The organism is Methanobacterium sp. CWC-01, assembly GCF_030323845.1.
In the GTDB taxonomy this organism is placed as follows: Archaea; Methanobacteriota; Methanobacteria; order Methanobacteriales; family Methanobacteriaceae; genus Methanobacterium; species Methanobacterium aridiramus.
Genome location: NZ_CP040735.1, coordinates 162,670 through 186,474 on the forward strand (window position 1 = coordinate 162,670; position 23,805 = coordinate 186,474).

25 protein-coding genes and 1 tRNA gene are annotated in these 23,805 nt (G+C 43.5%); 20 read left to right on the forward strand and 6 right to left on the reverse strand.

From position 1 onward, the window contains the following. The first annotated feature begins 59 nt into the window (after positions 1-59). The 20 genes from FGU46_RS00795 to FGU46_RS00890 all read left to right on the forward strand — a co-directional run bounded on the left by FGU46_RS00795 (position 60) and on the right by FGU46_RS00890 (position 18,043). Entirely contained in the window at positions 60-818 is a 759-nt protein-coding gene (locus FGU46_RS00795) for a 4Fe-4S binding protein (RefSeq protein ID WP_286475541.1), read from the forward strand. Continuing rightward, positions 815-1,450, forward strand: coding sequence for a CBS domain-containing protein (locus tag FGU46_RS00800; protein WP_286475543.1), 636 nt, complete (start codon positions 815-817; stop codon positions 1,448-1,450). Before FGU46_RS00795 ends, FGU46_RS00800 begins: the two co-directional genes overlap by 4 nt. Before the next feature lie 263 nt (positions 1,451-1,713). Continuing rightward, positions 1,714-2,808 carry a DegT/DnrJ/EryC1/StrS family aminotransferase gene (locus FGU46_RS00805; protein WP_286475545.1) on the forward strand — a complete coding sequence of 365 codons (1,095 nt, stop codon included), beginning with the start codon at positions 1,714-1,716 and terminating at the stop codon, positions 2,806-2,808. 13 nt (positions 2,809-2,821) lie between these two features. Further along, entirely contained in the window at positions 2,822-3,499 is a 678-nt protein-coding gene (locus tag FGU46_RS00810; RefSeq protein WP_286475548.1) for a YkgJ family cysteine cluster protein, read from the forward strand. A 97-nt stretch (positions 3,500-3,596) separates the two neighbouring features. Next, a tRNA-Cys gene (locus FGU46_RS00815) sits at positions 3,597-3,667 on the forward strand. Positions 3,668-3,714: 47 nt separating this feature from the next. Next, positions 3,715-5,088, forward strand: coding sequence for a cysteine--tRNA ligase (cysS, locus tag FGU46_RS00820; RefSeq protein ID WP_286475549.1), 1,374 nt, complete (start codon positions 3,715-3,717; stop codon positions 5,086-5,088). 6 nt (positions 5,089-5,094) lie between these two features. Next, positions 5,095-6,570 (forward strand): asparagine synthetase B, encoded by a 1,476-nt coding sequence (locus FGU46_RS00825; RefSeq protein WP_286475551.1) that lies wholly within the window; start codon positions 5,095-5,097, stop codon positions 6,568-6,570. 65 nt (positions 6,571-6,635) lie between these two features. Next, positions 6,636-6,851 (forward strand): Asp-tRNA(Asn) amidotransferase subunit GatC, encoded by a 216-nt coding sequence (gene gatC, locus FGU46_RS00830; RefSeq protein ID WP_286475555.1) that lies wholly within the window; start codon positions 6,636-6,638, stop codon positions 6,849-6,851. Between the two features lie 28 nt (positions 6,852-6,879). Then, positions 6,880-7,368 carry an amino acid-binding protein gene (locus tag FGU46_RS00835; protein WP_286475556.1) on the forward strand — a complete coding sequence of 163 codons (489 nt, stop codon included), beginning with the start codon at positions 6,880-6,882 and terminating at the stop codon, positions 7,366-7,368. Positions 7,369-7,382: 14 nt separating this feature from the next. After that, on the forward strand, positions 7,383-8,396 hold the full coding sequence (locus tag FGU46_RS00840; protein WP_415926579.1) for a homoserine dehydrogenase: 1,014 nt from the start codon (positions 7,383-7,385) through the stop codon (positions 8,394-8,396). A gap of 74 nt (positions 8,397-8,470) precedes the next feature. Then, positions 8,471-9,664: a cofactor-independent phosphoglycerate mutase gene (locus tag FGU46_RS00845; protein ID WP_286475560.1), complete on the forward strand. Its 1,194-nt coding sequence runs from the start codon at positions 8,471-8,473 to the stop codon at positions 9,662-9,664. Positions 9,665-9,742: 78 nt separating this feature from the next. Then, positions 9,743-11,149: a Mur ligase family protein gene (locus tag FGU46_RS00850; RefSeq protein ID WP_286475563.1), complete on the forward strand. Its 1,407-nt coding sequence runs from the start codon at positions 9,743-9,745 to the stop codon at positions 11,147-11,149. 69 nt (positions 11,150-11,218) lie between these two features. Continuing rightward, positions 11,219-11,947, forward strand: coding sequence for a type 1 glutamine amidotransferase (locus FGU46_RS00855; RefSeq protein ID WP_286475565.1), 729 nt, complete (start codon positions 11,219-11,221; stop codon positions 11,945-11,947). 133 nt (positions 11,948-12,080) lie between these two features. Then, positions 12,081-13,685, forward strand: a complete 1,605-nt coding sequence (gene pyrG, locus FGU46_RS00860; RefSeq protein ID WP_286475567.1) for a glutamine hydrolyzing CTP synthase — start codon at positions 12,081-12,083, stop codon at positions 13,683-13,685. Between the two features lie 47 nt (positions 13,686-13,732). Then, a complete protein-coding gene (locus FGU46_RS00865; protein WP_286475568.1) occupies positions 13,733-14,893 on the forward strand; it encodes an A24 family peptidase C-terminal domain-containing protein in 1,161 nt (386 codons plus the stop codon). 73 nt (positions 14,894-14,966) lie between these two features. Continuing rightward, positions 14,967-15,419 (forward strand): hypothetical protein, encoded by a 453-nt coding sequence (locus tag FGU46_RS00870; RefSeq protein WP_286475570.1) that lies wholly within the window; start codon positions 14,967-14,969, stop codon positions 15,417-15,419. 32 nt (positions 15,420-15,451) lie between these two features. Continuing rightward, positions 15,452-16,330: a DUF2101 family protein gene (locus FGU46_RS00875; protein WP_286475571.1), complete on the forward strand. Its 879-nt coding sequence runs from the start codon at positions 15,452-15,454 to the stop codon at positions 16,328-16,330. Positions 16,331-16,381: 51 nt separating this feature from the next. Next, positions 16,382-17,143 carry a 4-phosphopantoate--beta-alanine ligase gene (locus tag FGU46_RS00880; RefSeq protein ID WP_286475573.1) on the forward strand — a complete coding sequence of 254 codons (762 nt, stop codon included), beginning with the start codon at positions 16,382-16,384 and terminating at the stop codon, positions 17,141-17,143. Then, positions 17,140-17,682 carry an AAA family ATPase gene (locus FGU46_RS00885; RefSeq protein ID WP_286475575.1) on the forward strand — a complete coding sequence of 181 codons (543 nt, stop codon included), beginning with the start codon at positions 17,140-17,142 and terminating at the stop codon, positions 17,680-17,682. The genes FGU46_RS00880 and FGU46_RS00885 overlap by 4 nt, the downstream gene beginning before the upstream one ends. Further along, positions 17,660-18,043, forward strand: a complete 384-nt coding sequence (locus FGU46_RS00890) for an RNA-binding domain-containing protein (RefSeq protein WP_286475579.1) — start codon at positions 17,660-17,662, stop codon at positions 18,041-18,043. Before FGU46_RS00885 ends, FGU46_RS00890 begins: the two co-directional genes overlap by 23 nt. 34 nt (positions 18,044-18,077) lie before the next feature. Here FGU46_RS00890 and FGU46_RS00895 read toward each other — a convergent pair whose 3' ends face one another. The 6 genes from FGU46_RS00895 to FGU46_RS00920 all read right to left on the reverse strand — a co-directional run bounded on the left by FGU46_RS00895 (position 18,078) and on the right by FGU46_RS00920 (position 23,800). Further along, the gene (locus tag FGU46_RS00895) at positions 18,078-18,758 is read right to left on the reverse strand and encodes a diphthine--ammonia ligase (RefSeq protein ID WP_286475581.1); all 681 of its coding nucleotides are present in this window, start codon (positions 18,756-18,758) and stop codon (positions 18,078-18,080) included. A gap of 8 nt (positions 18,759-18,766) precedes the next feature. Beyond that, the gene (locus FGU46_RS00900) at positions 18,767-19,564 is read right to left on the reverse strand and encodes a hypothetical protein (protein ID WP_286475583.1); all 798 of its coding nucleotides are present in this window, start codon (positions 19,562-19,564) and stop codon (positions 18,767-18,769) included. 50 nt (positions 19,565-19,614) lie between these two features. Further along, entirely contained in the window at positions 19,615-20,028 is a 414-nt protein-coding gene (locus tag FGU46_RS00905) for a peptidase (protein WP_286475585.1), read from the reverse strand. Positions 20,029-20,116: 88 nt separating this feature from the next. Beyond that, positions 20,117-20,518 carry a hypothetical protein gene (locus tag FGU46_RS00910; RefSeq protein WP_286475589.1) on the reverse strand — a complete coding sequence of 134 codons (402 nt, stop codon included), beginning with the start codon at positions 20,516-20,518 and terminating at the stop codon, positions 20,117-20,119. Positions 20,519-20,529: 11 nt separating this feature from the next. Further along, positions 20,530-21,615 carry a hypothetical protein gene (locus tag FGU46_RS00915; protein ID WP_286475591.1) on the reverse strand — a complete coding sequence of 362 codons (1,086 nt, stop codon included), beginning with the start codon at positions 21,613-21,615 and terminating at the stop codon, positions 20,530-20,532. 13 nt (positions 21,616-21,628) lie between these two features. Next, complete coding sequence (locus FGU46_RS00920; protein ID WP_286475593.1) at positions 21,629-23,800, reverse strand: hypothetical protein; 2,172 nt, start codon at positions 23,798-23,800, stop codon at positions 21,629-21,631. Positions 23,801-23,805: the final 5 nt, after the last annotated feature.

A 23,805-nucleotide genomic window follows, 5' to 3' on the forward strand; every position in this document is an offset into this window, starting at 1 on the left:
TAAAAATATATCAATGAAAATAGGTTCGTTAGGTTTTCTCAAAAAATAGAGGGTTATCCATGGAGATAATATTTAAAAAGAAAAAAGAGGCCCTGAAAAATCAGGTGGCCCTTAAATCACTGGATCTGGATGAGAAGCAAGAGGACTTCCACCCGGAAATCATGGCTGGCTCCCTGGAAGACAAATTCATTACCATTTCTCCGGAATGTGTGAGGTGCAATCTCTGCGCTGTAGAATGTCCAGTTGATGCCATACAAGAAGCCACCACTAACCGACCGGCCCGCATACTTGACAACTGCGTTAAGTGTGAGATATGTGCCCAGACCTGTCCAGTGGGTGCAGTTCATGTAATGGAAAGCACCTCCCAGGTGGATGAAGATGTTGAATTCCGAATACAAGACTTGAAAACCCCCCACCGAAAACTGCGCATGAAAGAAATTATGGTGGACCCTGCCAAATGTAAATCTCACGCTATCTGCGCTCAGTTCTGTCCAACTGGTGCCATTACCGTTGAAGATGGAGAAGTTGCCATCATAGACAAAAAGGCCTGTGTAGGTTGTGGCGCCTGTGTAAGTGTCTGTCCGGAGAAGGCCATAAACCTGGAACGAGAACTGGGACCGGTAATTAAAACTAGGGAGCTTCTCATTGATCAGGATACCTGTGTGCAGTGCCAGGTATGTGAAGAAAACTGTCCGGTGGACGCTATTAAAGCCGGAGCAGACCTGGTGACTTTAGATGAAGATAAATGCATATTATGTGAAGTTTGTTCTACCAAATGCCCAGTGGGGGCCCTAAAACTGAGAGAGGTTGCCAGATGAAAGTTAAGGAAATAATGGATAAGGAGTTTATAGAAGTCAGCCCAGGTGATAGCATCGTGGATGCCTCCCTTAAAATGGAAAAACACCGTAAGTTCACCACCCCCGTGGTTGATACTCAGGGAAAGCTGGTGGGATGGATCACGTCCCTGGATGTGACCAGGGGCCTTAGAGAAGGTCAAGAAAACGTTAACGAAATTATGCACAGTAAAGATGATATCGTACACGTTCACCAGGATGATCCAGCCCGTCTGGCGGTGCTCAATGCATCTCAACATAAAGTGGTTAGCATTCCAGTCCTGGATGATGAGGATGTGGTGAAGGGAGTGGTACGCACCTTTGATATAGTTAAAACTCTCTCAACCCTTTACGAGGTTAAGGTTTACAAGATCTTTGAGGCCATGACCCGAGAATTGAAGGGAGTTACCTGGGAAGAACTGATGGAAGCATCGGCCATTGTAACCCGACGCAGAACCGGAAAAAGAGTTACTCCTGAGGATTATGAACGAAGAATTAAAAATTCAACATTCGGAGAAGCTATTTGGGCTACTGGAGGCCTTGAAAAATTCTTTGTAGGCCTCATAGCCATTGGAGAACTGGTAATAGCCCGTAAAGTGGCCAGGGCACGGCAATGATGCTAAATCTCCCAAGATCTATTTTTTTATACTTTTATCTCTTTCTTAATTAATTCAGTCTATTATTTTAAGACTTAAGTGCTCATTTTAGTTTAAAAGCTGCTTTAATTGGATTAATCCTGGTTTTAGAGAACAAAATGCAGACATTATAAAATCGAATAAGATATCAATAAAAAAGAATCTATTTATTATAAAGATTGTTGATGAAAATACCTTCACTCCTGTTTATCCATTTCATTAAAAAATCAGTATAAAAAATCAGTATGATACCTGTCCTGGAACCACTTTTAGGAGAAGATGAATTAAATAATGTGATAGAAGCTGTCAAAAGCAGTTGGATTAGTTCCCAAGGCAAATTCATCGGCGAATTTGAGGAAGGCTTTGCTGACTATCACCAGGTTAAACATGCTATTGCCACCTCCAATGGGACTACTGCACTCCACCTGGCTCTTAAAAGCTTGGGTATAGGTAAAGGGGATGAGGTCATTGTTCCCACCCTAACCTTTGCAGCTACTGCTAACGCTGTGCTTTATTGTAATGCAGAGCCGGTTTTTGTTGATTCACACCCAGAATACTGGTGCATGGACCCTGATAACCTGGAGGATAAAGTCAACAGTAGAACCAAAGCCATTATTCCTGTCCATCTATACGGCCATCCCTGTGATATGGATCCCATCATGGATGTGGCCGAGGACCATCATCTTTACGTGGTCGAAGATGCCGCCGAAGCACATGGCGCTCTATACAAGGGTAAAAAGGTGGGAACCTTTGGAGACATATCCTGCTATTCATTCTATGGAAACAAAATAATAACCACCGGCGAAGGTGGGATGTGTATAACCAGTGATGAAACTCTGGAAAGTAAGATGAGAATCCTGCGGGATCATGGGATGAACACCAATAGAAGATACTGGCATGATGTCATCGGATTCAACTACCGAATGACTAATCTGCAGGCTGCAATTGGAGTAGCCCAGTTGCAGAAACTGGACCAGTTCATTGCAAAAAAAAGGGAAAACGCCAGTTATTACCACCGTATGCTAAAGGATCTTCGGGATGATGGGCTGATCTCTTTACATCCCGAGATGCCCTGGGCCAAATGTGTATACTGGATTTACTGTATTCTGATCGAGGATGAGTTTAATCTGAAAAGGGACGGTATAATAAATGAATTAATGAAAAAAGGAATAGATACTCGGCCTTTCTTTTACCCCATAACTATTATGAAACCCTACAAAAAGGTGTCATTACCCCATGCTGAGGAATTGTCGAGAAAAGGACTCAGCCTACCTTCAAGCTTAAACCTGGATTTTGAAGATATTTCTAAGATTACTGATGCACTGAAAAAGGTGAGATAATTCATAGAGCGGGGTGAGCCAATTCCGATTAAGGGATTATTTAATTGACAGGGAACTATTTGAAAGTATCCGAAATGCCGCTTTACAAGAAGAAGCGTGGGATGAAGATAAACAGGATGAAGTGAAGCGGTTTGAAAAAAACGTTCTGCAGTGGATGCGCAAGAAAAGACCGGTGAAAAGATACAAAAAATTTAGTATTAAAAAGTTGGACCTTAAAGAAATAATAGAACTGGCAGATATAAGCAGTTTAAAACTTTTCCAGGGCCCTTCCAATCTGGAATTGGCCCAGATACATTCAGAATGGTGTAATCACTGTGGAAAATGCTGCACCCAATCATCACCTATTTTCATCCACCGGGACGAATTAAAGGCAATCATCACTCTCAATCCATCTCTAAAGGATGAAATTATTCCTAACCATCGTTATCAGGAACATTTCCGGTTCAAAGAAGACCAACCCTGTAAATTCCACGATTGGGAGCAGAAAAGGTGTAGGATCTACGATACTCGCCCCCAGGTTTGCCAGAACTATCCTCTGATGCTAATTGGCTCTGAAGGTAAAGAACACCATATTATTAATTTACGCCAAGACTGTCACTATGCAACTAAGTTAGTCCTGGAAAAATCAATATTCCTGTTTGATGAAGCTGTTAAGAGGAAATCTAAAAAGAATAGGAATTCACAAAATTGAGTATTGAATAGAATTACCATAAGGAAATTAGCATAACGAAAATAATAACACTCGGATTTATAAGAAGTAAATTTGATATCCAATAAACAGTGACTGTGCCGAGATGACCGAGCGGCTAGGTGCGTGGCTGCAGACCATGATACTCGGGTTCAAATCCCGATCTCGGCCTTTAATCCTTTTTTAATATTGCTTAAAAAATCGATCCACCTGATATCATGTTTATCTACAACACCATGAGCCGGAGTAAGGAACAATTTAATCCTATCAAACCTAATCGAGTTAAACTCTTCGTTTGCGGCCCCACCGTATATGATGACAGTCACATAGGCCACGGACGTACTTACATTGCCTTTGATTGTATAGCCCGCTTCCTTCGTTATCAAGGTTACAGTCTTTTCTACCTTCAAAACATAACCGATGTGGACGATAAAGTAATCAAACGTGCCCGGGAAAAAGGAACAGATCCCCTCGTTCTGGCCCGGGAATATGAAAGAAGATATCTGGCCGACATGAAGGCCCTGGGCGTGAAAAACGTCAATCTCTATGCTCGTGCCACTGAACACGTCCCGGAGATAATAGTTCAAATAAAAATTCTTCTAGAGAAAGGTTTCGCCTATGAAACTGAAACTGGAGTCTATTTTGAAGAATCAAAGTTCCCTGATTTTGGTAAGCTATCCCGCCGCAAGTTGGAAGACTTGACTGTGCACCGGGTGGACCCGGATCCCAGTAAAAGAAGTCCTGGAGATTTTGCTCTATGGAAAAAAATAGATAAGCAACCTTCCTGGGATTCTCCCTGGGGGAGGGGAAGGCCGGGGTGGCACATTGAGGACACGGCCATCACCGAGGAATATTTCGGATCCCAGTACGACATTCACGGCGGAGGATTGGATCTCATATTTCCCCATCATGAAGCAGAAATAGCCCAGATGGAATCAGCATCGGGATTGAAGCCCATGGTACGCTGCTGGATGCACACCGGGTTCTTAAATGTCAAGGGAGAGAAGATGTCCAAATCACTGGGCAACTTCATCACCATCCGGGAGTTACTCCAAAGGTGGGATGGTGATGTTTTCCGTTTCCTGGTGTTATCCACTCACTACCGCAGCCCCATTGACTTTGGTGAGGAGGCACTGATCCAGGCCCATAATAGTCTGGAAAGAGTCAGGAAAACTCTCAAAAAATTGGATGAACTCCTTAAAAGCAATTTAGATGATGAGGGATCCAGCAACGTGAAAAATATTGAAATTTGGGATGAAGCCCATAAGAAATTCATAGAAGCCATGGAGGATGACTTCAACACTCCCCAGGCCCTATCGGTATTATTCGAGATCGTCCGAAACATAAACCGCCAGATGCAGAATGAAATCTTTACAAAATCGTCTATTACTAGAATTAAGATCCTTTTTGAAGAGTGGGGAGAGATTCTGGGTATAAATTTCTTGCCTGGAGAAAAACAGGAACGGACTGATGATGTTCTAAACATTTTGCTGGATGTTCGTAACCAGCTGAGGGAAAAAAAAGAATGGGAACTATCTGATAAAATAAGAAGTCAGTTAAAGGATTTAGGATTTGGATTAGAGGATAATTAAGATTCTATGTGTGGCATTGCAGGGTTATTTGGAGATGTAACTGGTTCCAGTATTAATGAAATGCTAAAAAGACTGGAACACCGTGGCCCAGACGGTTCCGGGGCCTATGTCGATGGTCATTTATTTTACGGTGCCACCGGGAAGATCAATCCCGTGAATGGAACCTTGGCTCTGGGCCAGAATTTACTTTCCATAGTGGGCTCTGAAGTTCAACAACCCCTTATGGATGAAAAAAGAGTTCTGGTAGCCAACGGGGAGATCTACAACTTCAAAGAATTGAAGGAGAATTCAAGTTACGACTTTAAGACCGACTCTGATTGTGAAGTGATACTTTCCCTGCTGGATGAATATGATGGCCAGCTACTCCCGGCCCTACCAAAGTTAGTCAGCTATTTAGATGGCGACTACGCCTTTGTGGTATCAGACGGTGAAAACTGGGCTGCAGTGAGGGATCCGGTGGGAGTTAAACCTTTGTTTTTTGGTAAACATCCCCAAAAGGATCTTTTTGGAGTGGCATCTGAGAGGAAAGCTCTATGGAAGGTAGGAATCAGAGAGGTAGAAAGTTTAGACCCAGGATTCATGCTCTACAATCAGGAACTGACTTCACTGCCTCGACGAATAAAAAAACCAGCCATAGCCGAGGTTCCGGCAGATAATTCATCCCATGATTTCCTTAAATCTCAATTAAAAAATGATCTAATATGTTCTGTGGAAAAAAGAGTTATGGGCCTGGAAAGGGTGGGTATTGTATTCTCTGGTGGAGTAGACAGCACCATCCTGGCCCAGATATGTCTGAAGCTTGGTGTTGAGCCGGAACTTTATACAGTAGGAAAAAAAGGATCCCCTGATACTGAATTTTCACGCAAAGCAGCAGATATAATGGGTCTTGCCCTTCACACCCACCAGGTAACTGAATCTGAGGTGCGAAGATGCACTCCCCTGGTCCTGGAGGCCATCGAGGAATGGAACATCATGAAGCTGGGGGTGGGAATGACCGTCTATATGGCTGCAGAACAGGCGGCAAAAACTGGTTTAAGGGTTCTTCTATCTGGCCAGGGAGCTGATGAACTTTTCGGTGGTTATCACCGTTATCTGCAGATATATGGAGAAGGGGGTGCTGCCCTTCAGAATGAATTATGGAATGACATTCTACAGATTTACGAGGTGAACCTGGAACGGGATGATGCGGTGACCATGGCCCATAGCGTGGAACTGCGGGTCCCTTATCTGGACCTCCAAGTTATAAATAGGGCCATGGATATACCTATTCACTATAAGATACGTGATCATACCGACCAACTGCGAAAGTGCATCCTCCGGGAAGTGGCTGCAGAGTTAAATGTTCCACAGTTTATTGTTAAACGACCCAAAAAGGCAGCACAATATGGTTCGGGTATCCATCAGTTACTTGTAAAGAGAGTTTTAAAGGATCAAAGTTACGTAGATGAACTGAAAGATTCGTTAAAATTAATAGAAAAGTAACTCCTACACATATTATCTGAGCCAATTTGAAGCAACGTTATCCAATGCAGGGTGGAGGAATTATTTTGAAGATTGAAAAGGAAGCCGAGGAAATATTAAAAAAATTCAGTAAGGCACTCCAGGATATTCCGGAACTAGAGGAAACCTACTACATTGTGGACAACCTCAACCGGGAACGTGAAGATCAGGCCCAGGAAAAGGACAGTACCAAAATCCTCAGAAACACCCAGGTAGACGAGGATGGCAACGTCGTAGTTGAGAAGGGCAAATGGACCGGGTAAGACCCTAAAATAAATCTAGGTTGATATTATGAGACTTAATCTTGTTTTAGAACTTTTAGACGTCCCAGGACAATTATTAGACGTTTTAAAACCTATAGGACGCCTTGGTGCCAACATTGTGGCGGTAATACATCAAAGAGATGTTAAAACTGATGAAGGAAAAGTTCCGGTTCAGATCACCATTGAGGGGGATGAAGAAACCTTAAATCGGGTAATTGACGATCTGGAGGGAAGTGGGATCCAAGTAATGGAAGTAGACGGCGTCCTGCGCCGGGAGAAGATCACCACCATCTTGGTGGGTAACATCGTGGACCAGGACCTTAAGGATACCGTGAACCTCCTGAATCAGCTTCCCGGAGTACGGGTGGCTGATCTGGACCTTAAAATGTCAGATCCACCAGAAAGATCCGCATCCAAGATTGTCATGGAAGCCAGGGAAGGGCTTAAACAAGACGTGTTCAGGAAACTAAATGAAATAGGGGACTTGAAGGGTTTTTTAGTTATAAATGAGATTTAATTTAAGTGATTATTATGAAAATAGTTATACTGGGTTTTGGTGCAGTGGGCCAGGGAGTAGCCCGGGTAATATCCCTTAAGCATGAATATTTGCTGGATAAATACGGGCTCCAGATGGATATTGTGGCTTCCGCAGATCGTTCTGGAGCTGCAGTATCAGAAAAGGGACTTGATCCAGAATTACTTCTAGAAACCAAGGCAGAAACCGGGAAACTATCAAAGTACCCGGAGTATGGGGTGGAGGGTGTTTCCGGTTTGGAACTCTTGGATAAAGTTGAATATGACTGTCTGGTGGAAGTAACTCCCACCAACATCAAAGATGGAGAACCAGCCCTGAGCCATATGCTGAAGGCCCTGGAGAATGGTAAAGACGTGGTTACCTCCAATAAAGGCCCCTTAGCACTATCATTCACCCAACTGGCTGAAACAGCCCATAAGACCATGGCTAACTTTAAGTATGAGGCTTCGGTGGGTGGAGCCATGCCCATCATTAACCTGGCCCATGATACACTGGCTGGTAGTAATATTGAATCTGTTTATGGGATATTAAACGGAACCACCAACTACATACTATCCCGAATGGCCAAGGAGGGTTCATCCTATGAACAAACCCTTAACGAGGCTCGGGAACTGGGTATAGCCGAAACTGATCCTAGTCAGGATGTGGATGGTTGGGATGCTGCCTGTAAAATAGTTATACTGGCCAATTCGGTTTTGAACCTGAAGAGCACCCTGAAAGATGTGAAGGTGGAGGGCATATCCAAGATCACTCCGGAAGCCATGGCTCTGGCTAAAAAGGAGGGTTACCTGATAAAATTAATTGGTGAGGCATCCCAGGATGTTCTGGAGGTTTCCCCCCGATTGGTTAAGGAAGGTTCTCCCTTTGCTGTAGAGGGAACTCTTAACGTGGCCACCCTTAAAACCGACCTGGCCGAAGACGTTACCGTGGTGGGCAAGGGAGCCGGATCCATTGAAACCGCATCCGCCATCCTCAGTGATCTGTTGAACATCTGGAAAGCCGGTGGATGACTTTATAGACTTTATAAAATCTTTTTAAATAAAATCAATTATCAAATCTAACTATCAATTGAAGATGCGATTTCATGAAATACGTAGTGGTTATAGGGGATGGTATGGCCGATTATCCCCAGGAAGAACTGGAGGGCAAAACACCCCTACAGAAGGCAGAAACCCCCAACATGGACAGAATTGCCAGAAAAGGCGCTTGCGGTCTGCTTAAAACCGTCCCTGAAGGCATGGAAGCCGGTTCGGATGTAGCCAACCTTTCCATCATGGGTTACGACCCCCATGAATACTACACCGGCAGGGGACCTCTGGAAGCCGCCAGTATGGGAGCCGAACTTAGTAGGGAAGAAGTGGCATTCAGATGTAACCTGATAAACACCGAAGAAGGGCTTCTATCCGATTTCAATGCCGGGCATATCAGCACTGCCGAAGCCTCGGAGATCATAGAATACCTTAATCAGTCCTTCCACCAGTACGGGAAGTTCTATCTGGGTACCAGTTACCGACACCTCTTCGTTTCTCCCAAAAAAGAGGCTGCAGATTTACAATCCATTCCCCCCCATGATGTGGTGGGAGAACCGCTCTCTCAGCATCTGCTAAAGCCAGAAGATGATAAGCTGGCTCGAGAATTGAATCAACTCATGGATCAGTCCCATGCTAAACTGGAAAATCATCCGGTGAATCAGAAAAGATCCAGGGAGGGTCAAAAAACCGCCAACATGATCTGGTTGTGGGGCCAGGGACTCAAACCCCAAATGCCATCATTTAAAGAAAAATATGGTCTTAAAGGGGCCACCATTACCGGTGTGGATCTTATAAAAGGTCTTGGCGTTTATCTGGGCCTCACCAACATTAAGGTGCCCGGAGCAACCGGTTATTATGACACAGATTACTGTGGTAAGGCAAACTATGCCCTGGATGCCCTGGAGGAACATGATTTGGTGTTCATACATGTAGAAGCCCCGGATGAGGCGGGTCACGCTGGTGATCTGGAGGAAAAAATCAGGGCCATTGAAAGAATTGACAAACGCATACTGGGCAAGTTATGGAAGGAACTTCCCCAACACCATGATTTTGCCATGGCCATTCTCCCGGACCACTTTACTCCCCTTTCGGTACAGACCCACACCCCAGAACCAGTACCCTACGCCATGTTCAAATCCGGTGGCTTGAAGGATGAGGTGGACTCCTACCACGAATTTTCGGTGGAAAAAGGTTCGCAGGGACTTCTGGAAGGCTATCTATTTTTAAAGAACTTTCTGGAATACTAATTCACATAACACAATTAATATCACCAACTTATCCTAAGAGGTATCATTCAATTTATATCACCAAGAGGTGGGAAGATCGTGGGTAATTCCCTAAGATATCACATGGCAGTTTTGGCTGGAAAAACAACTTCTTTCATTTTAAAAAAGGTCTTAAAAGGTGAGGCCAGTGCCATGCCGGGTAAAGTGGCCATGAAAATTGATCCCCACATCCTCCAGGTTGTTAACCAGCGCTGCCAGAAGAAGATACTGGTTACTGGCACCAATGGCAAAACCACCACCACCAACCTTCTATCCCATATAATTAGTAGCCAGGGACTCCGGGTTTTATCCAACCTGCGAGGGGCTAACATGCCCCAGGGATTGGTCAGCTCCTTTTTAAATGATCTGGATGGTGAGTATGATTGGGGGGTGTTTGAGGTGGATGAAGGCTCCTTCCAGGAAGTGGTTAAAGGGGTTAAACCGGATTACGTGGTGGTTACCAATTTCTTCCGGGATCAGCTGGACCGATACGGTGAGATTGAGAAGGCATTCCAGGATATATCTGATGCACTGGAACCTTTAGACACTACGCTAATACTCAATGCCGACGATCCACTGGTTTCCAACTTTAAAAATCTAAAAAAAAGGAACATCTTTTATGGGGTGGGTAAAAATCAGTTCAGCAACCAGGAGGAAGGAGTGATAGAAAGTCGTTTTTGTCCATCTTGTGCTTCCCGACTGGAATATGATTACTTCAACTACGGTCAGTTAGGTAGCTATTACTGCAACCAGTGCGGCTTTACAAATCCTCACCGAAAATATGAGATAACCCGGGTGGAATACGCTGACCCCGGATATCATCTGAGTTTCAAAACAGAGAATGTTAAATCCATGGATCTTGATTTTTCTTATGACGGTATCTTCAACACTTACAACTGCTGCGCCGCCCTAGCTGCTGCCCTGGAAATGGGCCTGGAAGGTGAGAAAGTCATAGAGAGTATTGGTGGATTCGAGTACTATCTGGGGCGAATGGAAAGCTTCCAGTTTCCAGATAAACTTGTTAAAGTGGTTCTGGTTAAAAATCCCATTGGACTGGGGGAGGTTCTAAGAAGCTTATCCCTGGATGAAAAAGTTAAATCCCTGCTCATGGTTCTGAATGATAACCCGGCTGATGGCACCGATATCTCCTGGATATGGGATGCCCAGGTGGAGAACATATTACAGGTGAAAAACCTGGAAAGGATTTACTTTTCCGGCCGGAGAGCCGAAGACATGGCCCTTCGATTGAAGTATGCTGACCAACCCCCCGCTACTCTTAAGGTGGATTATGGGATGGACAGTGCCCTGGAAAAAGTTTTAAATGAAGATGTAGAAATCGTTTACATATTACCAACCTACACTGCGGTTTTCCATATAAGAGAACTGTTAATAGCCCGCATGGGAGGTTCCAGTAAATTCATGTCTTACCTGCGGGAATCTCTCAAGAATCTTAAATTAAAAAGGTAAAAAAGGAATTGAAATTTAATTATAACACCTAAATCACCGGAAAAAAAATTCGATCATATGGACGTGTCTATGAATCTTAAAATATTTCACATGTACCCCGACTTGCTGAACCTCTATGGGGATCTGGGCAACGTTACCTGTCTGCGCCAGAGATGTGAGTGGAGGGGAATTAAGGCTAATATAATCCCCTTCAGCAAGGATCAGGAAGTGGACCTGGAGGAAGGAGATATCTTCTTCATTGGCGGTGGATCCGACCGGGGCCAGAACCTGGTGTACTCCCACCTGCTGGGATACCGGAAGACAATGGAAGACCTAATTGAAGATGACGCGGTTTTTTTATCCATTTGTGGAGGGTACCAATTTTTAGGAGCGAAATACATTGATGCAGAGGGAAATGATGTTCCCGGACTGGAGATATTTGACTACGAAACCGTCAGTGAAGAAGGACGCTTGATAGGGAACATTGTCACCAGAAACGTCCTGGGTTTGGAACCAGAGACCCTGGTGGGTTTCGAAAACCACGGCGGACGCACGTACCATGATCTTAACCCACTGGGAATGGTGGTGGCGGGGCATGGTAACAATGGCAAGGATCAGAAAGAGGGCATGGTATATAAAAACTGCATCGGCACCTACCTGCACGGGCCTCTTCTACCCAAAAATCCCCATCTGGCTGATCATCTTATTCTAAAGGCCTTAAATAGAAAATATGGCTTAAAAGAACTTCAGTTACTGGATGACGGGCTGGAATATTCTGCCCATCGCCGGGTGCTGAAGCTTTACTCTCCCCTGAAATAATGGTGGTAATGGATCATCTCCCTCCTTAAACTATCTATTTTAATATAGATGACCAAAGAGTAAGATGTGTAATTTTAGGTCAATGCACAATTTACATCGTTTATATGCTAACTTATTTAATCCTTTTGAGGAGATGATTCATCTGTATAAATATATAGTGGTTACTGGTGGTGTGGTAAGTTCCATTGGAAAAGGAATAACAGCAGCTTCTATTGGGAGGATTTTAAGATCTTATGGCCTTAGTGTTACTGCCATAAAGATTGACCCTTACCTGAACTGGGATTCGGGGACCATGAGCCCCTATCAGCACGGTGAGGTTTTCGTGACCTGTGATGGAATGGAAACTGATCTGGATCTGGGTCACTATGAACGTTTCCTGGATGTTGATCTCTTGGGGGAATCCAACATTACCACCGGCAAAGTTTATGATGCAGTCATCAAAAGGGAGAGGAAAGGAGATTATCTGGGGTCCTGTGTGCAGATCATCCCCCACATCACCGACCAGATCAAATCTATGATCCGTCAGATTGCCCGGGACAGCAACTCCCAAGTGGTGCTGGTGGAACTGGGAGGTACGGTAGGGGATATTGAAGGCCAACCCTTCCTGGAAGCCCTAAGGCAGCTTAGAAATGAGGAGGGCCATGATAACGTAATGTTCGTCCACGTGACCTACGTGCCTTACCTGCGTGCGGCTGGAGAGTTTAAAACCAAACCAACCCAGCACAGCACCAAGGAGCTGCGGAGTATGGGTATCAATCCAGATATGATCATCTGCCGTTCCGAGCTCGCCATTAATGACGCCCTTAAAAGGAAAATTGCCCACTTCTGTGACGTTGACCAGGAAGCAGTGATTAACTGCCCGGATATGAGCTCTATTTACGAAGTACCGCTGGTTTTAAATCAGGAAAAGGTGGGGGAATACGTGGTTGATCGTATTAAACTCACAGCAAAACCACAGGATCTTTCCGAGTGGGAGGCCGTAGTGCGGGCTTTGAAGAAGGATGATAAAATAGTGAGTGTGGGCATTGTAGGTAAGTATGTGGAGCTGGAAGATGCCTACATCAGTATTCGAGAGTCCTTAAAACATGCCGCAGCCCATCTGGGGGTTAAAGTCCATATTGAGTATATTCAGTCCGAGGAGAGCTTGGATGATGATAAAGTCAGCCATTTAGATTCCCTATTGATCCCGGGAGGATTTGGAGAAAGGGGAATGGGGGGTAAGCTAGATGCTGTGCGTTACTCCCTAGAGCATGATGTTCCATTATTTGGTATCTGCCTGGGGATGCAGTGCATGGTAATTGAATTCGCCCGCCTACATGGTATGGAAAACGCTCACAGCACAGAATTTGACCCAAAAACACCCTATCCAGTAATAGATCTCATGGAAGAGCAGAAAAAGATAAAAAACATGGGTGGTACCATGCGTCTGGGTTCCTATCCCTGCAACCTCCGGCAGAATACCCACGCCCAGAGTGCATATCGTTCTAGCGATGTGGAAGAGAGACACCGCCATCGTTTTGAACTGAACAACGAATACCGAGAAGAACTGGAAAGCATGGGCCTTCTGATTTCAGGTGCTTCTCCAGATGACTTCCTGGTGGAAATCGTGGAACTACCAGACCATCCCTGGTTCTTGGGTTGTCAGTTCCATCCCGAGTTCAAGTCCAGACCTAACCGGGCTCATCCACTTTTTGTATCCTTCCTGCAGGCAGCAATTAGAAATAAGGAATCCCCTTAAATAAAGAATTATATCTATAATAACGATATCTATAATAACGATCCAAGATGTACCTCCCCATACCCCTTTTAACTACTATTATAGCCATCCTGGCATGTTTCTATGCCAGTTACACCGACATAACACGGGGAATCATTCCTAATCGGTTAACATTTCCCCTTATAGGCCTGGGAATAGTCCTAAATGGGTTTTATGCCTTTTTTATTGGGGAACTATGGTACCTGATACTGGGACTAATAATAACCGGGGCCATATTCGGCCTGGGATACCTGTTCTGGAAGATGGGGGCCTGGGCTGGTGGTGATGTAAAACTGTTCACTGCCCTGGCTGCTTTACTTCCTTTTTACCCGGCACTGATCACATATCCGGTTTTAAACTATACATTCCCCCTGGTAGCCGCTTATCCGTTCCCACTCACCGTAATCATAAACAGCATCCTATCCATGCTGCCTTTCCTCCTCATCTACGTATTATTCGTTGCAATGAGGACTAAACCACACCTAGTGGGTGAATTACTGTCGCCTCTGAAAGAGTGGCAGAAAAATCTGGTTACCACCCTGTTAATAACGGCTGCCGTGACCATCTCAGTCTTAATTGTGCAGTTAATTAATTACCCTAACCTGATACTGTATTTAATACTGATCTATCTCTTATCCTTCCTGATTTCAAAGCTTCCTAACTATGTTGAGGCCGGGGTAATTGCAGTAGCGGTGATTTACTCATTGTACACTTTTTTCCAGGTTACCCTCATAGGCATCGGCACCCTGTTTGTGACCCTGATTGTAATTGGTATAATACGCAAGTTGCTGACCAGTGTCAGCCGGGAAGCCCTGCAGGATGATTATCCTGTTGAAAAACTAAAAGAAGGGATGATCCTGGCCCACAAGCTGTATCAGAAAAATGACGAGCTACAATGGGATGAGAAAAGTTTCTTCTCCAAAATCAAGGAAACCTTCGCTAAAAAAGATCTTACCCTGATTAACCGCCCTCCCGGAAAATTAGTAATATCTTCCCTGGCAGCAGGACTAACCGAGGATGATATAAAACTTCTTAAAAAGCTGCGAAAAGAAGGAAAAATTAAAGATGAAGTTAGAGTGAAAAGAGGAGTCCCTTTCGCCCCCTCAATTCTTATAGGTCTTATAATATCACTTTTCATTGGAGATCTGGCCTTTATAATCCAGCAACTACTCTTCAACATTTTATACTAATATGTATATATAGTTCTTTGATCATAATATTGCTTAAGGATATTAATGATAAATTATTATTGATGTGAGTACCATGGATCGTAAGGGACAGGCATCTGCAGAGTATCTTCTACTTATTGTGGTTATTTTACTGGTTATGGGATGGTTACTGGTTAACGTGTATCAACCGTCTGTAGGTGCAACTATGGACGTTTCCAAGACGTCTGATGCAAGTAACGCGGTGAATAGTATTGCAGATGCTGCAAATCTAGTATATGCTAATGGTCCTGGTGCGAAACGAACTTTGAATGTTTATATTCCGTCTCCAGGAAGTATTATTGCCATAAATGATATCGATCCTAAGGTTATTGGAATAAATTTAACCTATGCTGATGGCAGCAATAAATTTGTAAATGCCAGTACAGATTACAATACCACTATTAATACCATAGCCCCTACTGATCCCAATGATCACTGGTACAAAGTAACGATAGAATGGTTGCAGAACACCAAACAAATATCCATCATTATCAACGGAACCGCTTAACACCACATTTCAATAGAACTTCTATAACTTCAATGAGGCAGCCCATGGGTATTTTCAGCAAATTCGGAGAATTAATAATTAATTTTTTCACTCTTATTGGAGACTCAATTTTCGCCCTTCTCCATCTACCGGGAAGGATCAGAAAAATCGACCGGGAAGAAGTTAAAGAAAAGATCAAGACCGAAGAGATCAAGGCCAAAATAAAAGAAACTCCAAAACGGGCCGAATCTATGGCTCGTGATCTTAAAACCACCACCAAATCCAGAGCCGATACTCCTCATAAAGAATCTGATGACACCCTTCTAATTTCCATGCCCTTCACTTCGGAAGAAAAAGAAAGAACAGTTTTTTTACTCCAAATAGTTTCTGCTGGCTATCTTGTAGTTTCGATGCTCTACCTTTTCAACTTTTTCTCATTTATTATTTACCTTATAATATCGGCTTTATTGGCAGGTTACGTTATCTACGTTTTATTCAAGAAGGTAAAATTAATGTATGGTCCCGATTTCCCGGCCTATCGTGACTTTTTCTTGATGTACATTTTGGTTGGTATAATACTGGTCCTAGTTGGCACCAACTCCTACTTCGTCATGGCCTTCTCCTTCCAGTTTTTCCCATCTCTTTCCATACTAATATTTGCTTTAGTTGCTGTAGCAGTTGTATTTTTAATATTCCGAATTAGATATTCCCGGGATTTTACATTTGGCAAGGTAGTGGAATCCGGAGAAAATACTGCCTATGTAAAGGTGGACTACGACATTCGCTCCAACGTAAAACCGGACCTTTATATCGTTGACAATCATTTCGGGGCCGTGATTGGTGATGATGTTAAGCTCAAGGTTGATGATAAAATTTTAAGTGGCAGTGGTAACAAGCCAGTGAGCATCATCGCGGTCATGAAAAAGATCTAATACTTTAATGATCAAATTTTTTTTATAAATTTTTTTAGGAGTTTTTTTAAATTGCAGGAAATACCCAAAAATCATCCTCGTTATCAGTCCCTGATTTTAAGGAAAAAAATATCAGAAGCCCATAAAGCGGGTGTTCTGGCTGAATCAGGAATGATCGCCCACGGCCGGGGAGAAGCATTTGACTATTTACTAGGGGAAAAGACTATTCCTCCAGCTAAAAGGGCGATTGAAGTAGCAGCGGCTCAGATCTTATTGGCCCAAAACCCGGTTATATCAGTTAATGGTAACACTGCAGCCCTATCAGCCAGGGAAGTGATTGAGCTATCCAATAAATCTGGTGCAAAAGTGGAAATCAATCTTTTCTACCGCACCCCGGAGAGGGTGGATAAAATTAGGAGGATGCTCCATAATAGTGGCGCCCGAAAAGTTTTAGGTACTAATGATGAGGATCACCTTCACTTAAAAGGGATGGAGGGGCCTCGTTCTTTTGTCAGTGCCGAAGGGATTTACAGTGCGGATGTAGTGTTAGTCCCCCTGGAAGATGGTGACCGTGCTCAGGCCTTAATTGCCAACAACAAGGTAGTAATAACAATAGATCTGAATCCGCTGTCCCGAACAGCTCGTAGTTCTTCCATAACCATCGTGGACAACTTGGTGCGAGCCTTACCACTCCTGATACAGGAAGTGGAAAAACTTAAAGGAGAGGAACAGTACAAACTAGAAGAGATGGTGAGGAATTTTAACAACCAAGTAAATCTTAACGATTCCCTTAAAGCCATTTTAGGAAGTTACCATGCGGATGTGAAACCTTGAAGGTCCTAGGAGTAACAGGAATGCCTGGTTCGGGTAAGAGTGTTATTTCTAGGGTGGCTACTGATCTAGGAATGCGAGTGGTGCGCATGGGAGATGTAATACGTGAAGAGGCCCAAAAGAGGAATGAATCTCCAGGTTTAGTGGCGGTGGAGTTACGTCAGGAGTATGGGGAATTTATAGTGGCCCAGCGTTGTGTGGAGATTATAAAAGATTCCTTAGATAATGATGTCTCTTATCTCATTGAAGGCATTCGCAGCCCCTTTGAAGTGAGGATATTCCAGAATAATTTCCATGGTTTCAGAGTTATAGCAGTTCATTCTAAGCCAAAAACTCGATTTAAACGGTTAAAAAGAAGAAAAAGGTCCGATGACTCCTCGGATCAGGATGAGTTTATTTCAAGAGACCAGCGAGAACTTAAATTTGGGATTGGTGATGTTATAGCCATGGCAGACTATATGATAGTCAACGAAGGATCCAAAGGAAAAATAAAAAAACTGGTAAGGAGTATGCTTAAAAATGAACTGCAAAGTCAGGGCTAGAAGTCGTGTTAATCCAACAGAGGACCTTCAAAAGGTTATTCAATCCTTATCAAACGTTTTTGGATATGATGAGCTGGAGTTGGGTGAGGGTTATGTGGAAATATCTGGGGAAGTTTCTTGTCTTCTGCCCTTAAAAGAGCATCTGGAGAAAGGTCGCATTCGAGACACTGCCCGGAAAATACTACTTAAAGGAAGATCTCCCGGGGAGATAAACTTTAAACTAAGTAAACAGGCGGCCTATGTGGGTAAAGTGAATCTGGTGGAGAATGAACTTTCCTCACTGGGGGAAATAGATGTTACTATCATGGCCGAAGATATTGATGAAGTCATTGACTGGCTGTGTGAGAAAGAAGAAGATTGATCAGATTATTAATTTGATTTCCATAAATGAAACTCTATTTATCTTCCAATGTGGCTCTTTTGACGATTAATTGGCCACTATCCACCTGCCAGATCTTTTCAGATTCCTGAATTATAACCTTTTTCTTGAAAATCGGACCATCCAAGGTGAGAGTTTCAGCTTCTCCACCCTCGAAGGCCAGGTGTATGCCGTATTTTTCATGCAGGACTTGGAGTTCATCCAGGGTTTTATGGTTGATTTCACGACCCAGCCAAGTTTCGTCCAAACCTTCAGCAGCCACTGCAGTTATAATTACCTGGAATCCCAGCTTGATGATCTCTTCCATATATTCTTTAGGATCCCGTTGCCAGTGCGGTGCCACCGAGTCCAGGCCTAGTTCCTGACAAATGCCATCTATACGTGACTTTTGATAAGTGGAGGATAATGCACCGGAGAATATAGCCTCTATGCCATTGTCTTTGAGGTCCTGTAGGACTCGCTGCAGATCCTTTAATTCTTCCTCCTTATTTCCAGGGGTATCAATACTAAGTAGTGGTATATCCAAAGCTTCTGATAGTATGCTATCAAGGTGTATGTTGGGCACATGGAACATGTATGAATGGGGGTTCCTAGAATGGATGGATACCAGATATTTAACTTCCCAACCCATCTCCTGGGCCTTATAAACGGCAAGGGTACTGTCTTTACCACCAGAAAATAGAACAGCTGCCTTCATACGATTTCCTACTCTTTCTTAACTTTATTCCGGAAGCCCTGCCAGCTTTGCAGAATGGTGTCAATGAATACTCCGGCTAGACCAACTAAAACCCCCAAAAATCCGCAGAAGAGTATTAAGTTGGACTGGCTAGGCAATACCTCTTGGATCCACGCTACATCATCCTCTAGGGGCCCCTTAACATCAATAACCACCGCCTGTAGTTGGGGCATTTTCTCCGCCACTATATCGACCTGTGAGGGATCCACAGTTACCTGAACCTTCACAATGCTGTAGGTTACATCTATTCCACTCACCAACATTATCCAGTCCTTCAGATTTTGTATAGTTGAGGGGGGGTCTGCTCCCGGGGTGGTACTTACCTGGATGGTGTCATTGGCCTCCACCTTCAAGGCAGTGATGTTGGGATTCGAAGTAGATGCACGAGATTCCAGATCACGCACCCAATTTGAGGGTATCGGACTAGTTTTTAAGGTTATGCCTACAGTTTCAACCCCCTGAACACCTTCCAAACTCTTTATGTCAGCAATGACTTTGTTTACGTCCACATCTGTAGATATATTGGCCTCAATTATTTCGGGGCTGTCACTGGTTGACTGTTGGAAACTACGAACCATGCCTGGTATGTCGTTGAAAACAGGAGATATGAAGAAGGCCCCTCCGATAATACCCACCACAAAGCCCAGGGCTACCACAAATAAGAGATTTTTTTTACCGATTAGTGGGGTTAAAAGGGCAGTGGAAAATACGAAGGCCAAAAGAAGGAAAAACAGAATGATCATTATGATGACGGCGAGGGTTCCCATGGTCTAATCTCCACTAGTTGCATTGATCTCAGAGTAATAATATAATTTCGCTAGGTCTCTTTGACTATTCTACCTGAGGTTAGGTCAATGTAGAGAGTCTTAGAAGTAGAACCAAGCTTGGAAAGAGGAACTTTCCAGACTGCTATGGTAATTCCATCAATTACAATGGTTTCTTGTACTGGATCTCCGGCCGTGTAACCCGGTCTAGCCTGAATGGCAATATTTTTTGCCTGCTCTGCTGTGAGCTGGACAGTGACGTTACTGGTGCCATTGGCGGGGTTAGTGGTATTTCCAGTGGATTGATCATAGGGCATGTTTATTATACTGGGCGTTGATAAGGAGGTGTTGTTAAATTCGGCATCCGGCTGGGGTGTAATGGGGTTGAATACATAAATCAGAAGAAGCACCACCACCACTGCAACTACGATGAGTGCCTTTTTTTCCCAACCATCTCCCAGATCCATGTTCTAGTCCCTCAACGAAGTATAATAGTTCTCTTTAAGAATTGAAACTTTTAGTATAAAAAATATTCCATGTCAGTGGGGCTGGTGCTTATACATCCTCAAATTTTACGGCGCCATTCTGGTTGTATACCCGGTATTTATGGCCACTGGTCATGGTCTTGGAATCTATCTTTGATGGGATCAGTTTAATGTCTATGTTTTTACCCTGATAAACCACAGTCAGATAGCCGGTACTGTTGTTAACCGTAGCGGTGATATCAGGATCAGCGGGAATAGTCATGTTAGAGGAATATCCATTGCCATTGATATGCACACTGTTTATGTTGTTGGCTATTTTTTCGCCTACTATGCGGGCTTCAGCTAAGCTAGCCGTTTCAGTTTTTTCCATCCCACTGCTTACTAAGCTAACCATTCCCCCGAAGATTACCAGTGCCACTAGGGTAATAAACAGTAATTCGGCACTTGCTAATCCTTTTTGATCTAGGGCCATTTTATCACACTTTAATTACCATAACTCTTACTTAAATCGAAGAAAGTCATGTAGAAGTCGGAAAGGTAGAATGTTACTCCCAGTGGATCGGCAATGTCTGCATTGCCTATTTTAATTTCCGATCCGATCACTAAAGGTGTCTTAAAATACTCATGATCCAAGCGAGACACCTCAATATTACCACCATGATTCTCATTAAGAGGGTCTCCAAGGATGAAGGTACTCATTTTCACTTTAGGATCTGATGTGGAACTGTTGGTGTTGTTCTCTAGGCGGTCAAAGAAGGAGAGTCCATAGGGATCGTTGAAGTAGTAACAACGGGGAGTGATGTTACTGGGGTTATCGGTACCGTTCCAGCAGTACCACAGTTCATATAGGCGGTCTTCTTGCTTGTCCACAGCAATATCAAAGCTGTAGGAATGTCCATAGGAAGGTGGTATAGAAGCTGCTAATCCATTGGAAGTATAGTAGGGATAGCTGTAGATAGTATTACTGGTTCGGTATTTAGTGTTTATCCACACGTAAGGATCTTCCAGTCCCTGGATTGAAACATAAGAGGATATAGGCGGTGTGTAGAAAACGACATCCCGGTCCTTTTGAGCTACACGTATTGGTATACCTCCCTTAATGTTTACGTAAAATCCAAAAGGATCAGCTTGGGTTATGGTTACATTGTTGTTATCAAACGTAACGTTGGTGTAATTATTAATGGGAATATTGTTTATGGAGATCTCTCGCCCAGTTTCAGCCTCCAAGTTTTGACATAGAGTGATTATCTGTAAGTTAAGTGATGCTACAGTGAGATTACGAATATATTCTTTACTATTCGCCCCATTGGCACTTTTTGCGAAAAATTTATTGTCGTCAATGACTTTACGGGTAGCATTATAGGCACTGTTTCTACCCGCATCGGCACCGGACTTTTCCATGGTTTGGATGATGTTTGCAGCGGTCGTGTAGCTAACGTCACCCCCTATGGTAATATCCGAAACTATGTTAATCTCGTTTAAGATATTTCCGTAGGCCACTGCTATGATGATCACCGGCACAATCAGCAGAAATGACATGGGAGAGAAAACATATCCTTTTTCGTCCATTTTTCTTTTCCTCCTATCCTCTCCATAGATCTATTCTCACCGGCATGGCATTGGGCAGGTTACCTGTGAATAATGCCTCGGTTTGAATTTTTGGGTCATTTGGATCTAATATAATTCCACTTTTGGCCAGTTCATCCACCAATTCTTGTCTAGCATTGTCTTTTGCAGTCTGAGCGTCATTGGCATATGATGCAGTCCATACGTTAGCTAAAAATTCAGGATACAAAATGGCAACTCTAGTTCCAGAGAAGATCTCAGCATTACCATTCCAATCACCGGACTCCCAATAATTACTTGGCCCTGTGACGGTAACCCTAATGCGGTAATTATTTCCAGTTTTTAGTGTGTAATTATTGGCAGGGCCACTGGTTAGGATATGATAACCACGACTAGCATCCTCATAACCTAGATCGACTACGAATGGTACACTGTTACTGTCATACAGGGTTCGCCAAGTAGTAGAAGTTCCAGTAGTAATCTGCACCCTTAAGTGTCTAGTATCAGTTCCTGTTCCCACGAAAAGATAAGCTTTTTTAGCTCCTTCTGCAATTGTAAATGTTCTAGCATAATCGCCAGTAGTGTAACTATTATCACTATCCTGATAATTGCTAAATTGGAATGTACGCCAGTCGATGGGCAATCTGGTGTATGTGACTCTTGCGTAACAGTTAACCAGCCCCACTAAGTCATAGTCGTTTCCAGGCGCTAAATCCCAAATAGTGATGCGAACTTTATTGTTCCCCTTTTTGAGCAGATTAGTGGTGGCAGGGTTGGAAGATGAACTTCCAAGGAAAATAATTCCCGGAATGTTACCGTATCCATCACTTACAGCAGTGTAATCCTTTCCTTCAAAGTCGAATGAACAGAACGCAGTAACCCACTGAGTACCATTCCAAACCTCAATCATTGCATTATCCACTGCCCCGTAGGTATTTAAAACTAAATAAGAATCTAATAACTTAACATTTGCATCGTCTGGTATGTTAATATCAGTAACCACACTTACCGCGGAAGCTGGATCGCTTATACTTCTAGTATCATCATATGTGTCGTCAGCAATAGCAAATGGCACACCATCATCATAATTATCAAGAACGTTATGGTTTGCTTCAAAGGCACTCCAAGACATTACCCTCCTATCGTAAATACTGGTCACAGTGCCTGTATTCAAATCGTACTGGCGACCGTATTCGTTAGCTATACCATCACCATCCAAATCTTGGGCACTTGGAAATGCCAGGCCTGCTGTATCAGGGAATGTGAAATTTAAAGGAGGCATAACTCCACTTGGTACTTGTATAGTCGTGGAATAATTTCCAATTAAGGCAAACCAAGGCATATCATATCTGGGTGGATTATAACCTGCAGAGGTAATATTTAAAAATTGAAGATAGAAACTACCCGATTGTAATTCAGCAGCAGTAATATTCCCGCGATAATTGTACATTCTTTCATTGCTTCCCGGCCGAACGTTTAAAAATGTGTATTGATTCGGGGAAGCTATGTGAGATCCTCCCAGAGAAAGATTAGATCCAAAAGGAAGGCCTCCTGACCTATTGTCAGCACCTACCAGGTACTGTGCTCCATAAAGAGTGGATCCTGGAGGTATAGAATAGGATATGGAAACAGGTTGGTTAATATTTTGCTGACTACCCCAATAGTTACGCCCATAGAGCTGGTATGAACTCCAAGGCTCAAAGTTAGTCAGCCAGTTGTGGAAGTTCCACATGGTGGTGGTCACGTTAACCGTCTGGTCCTCAAGTGTTGCCTCTTCCAGCTTGTACCAGGCCCGGCCCATCCAACCTTCACGGGGGCCAGATATGACTTTCACCCTGGTAGTAATATCATTGGTAGTTAAAATACCCTTATTATCAGTTAATGATGGATTAGTCCCTATAGTAAGTTTGTAAGCCACATCTGATGGTACTAAATTATTCATAGAATCTTCTATCACAAACTCAGCACCAGCGGTATCACCTTCCGCATATTTCACTGCCGCAGCGTAGAGGGTTCCATCATTCTGCATGGCTTCCAGGGCATCCTCGGCCAAAACTTCCAGGTGCTGGTGTTCGGAGCCCATGTAAGTGGGTAACATGTAATAAGTGGCTATGGATGCGGTGAATACGATCAATATAACCAGAGCCAGTGTTGCATCCATTGTGAATATAAAACCCCTGTCATCCATTCAAA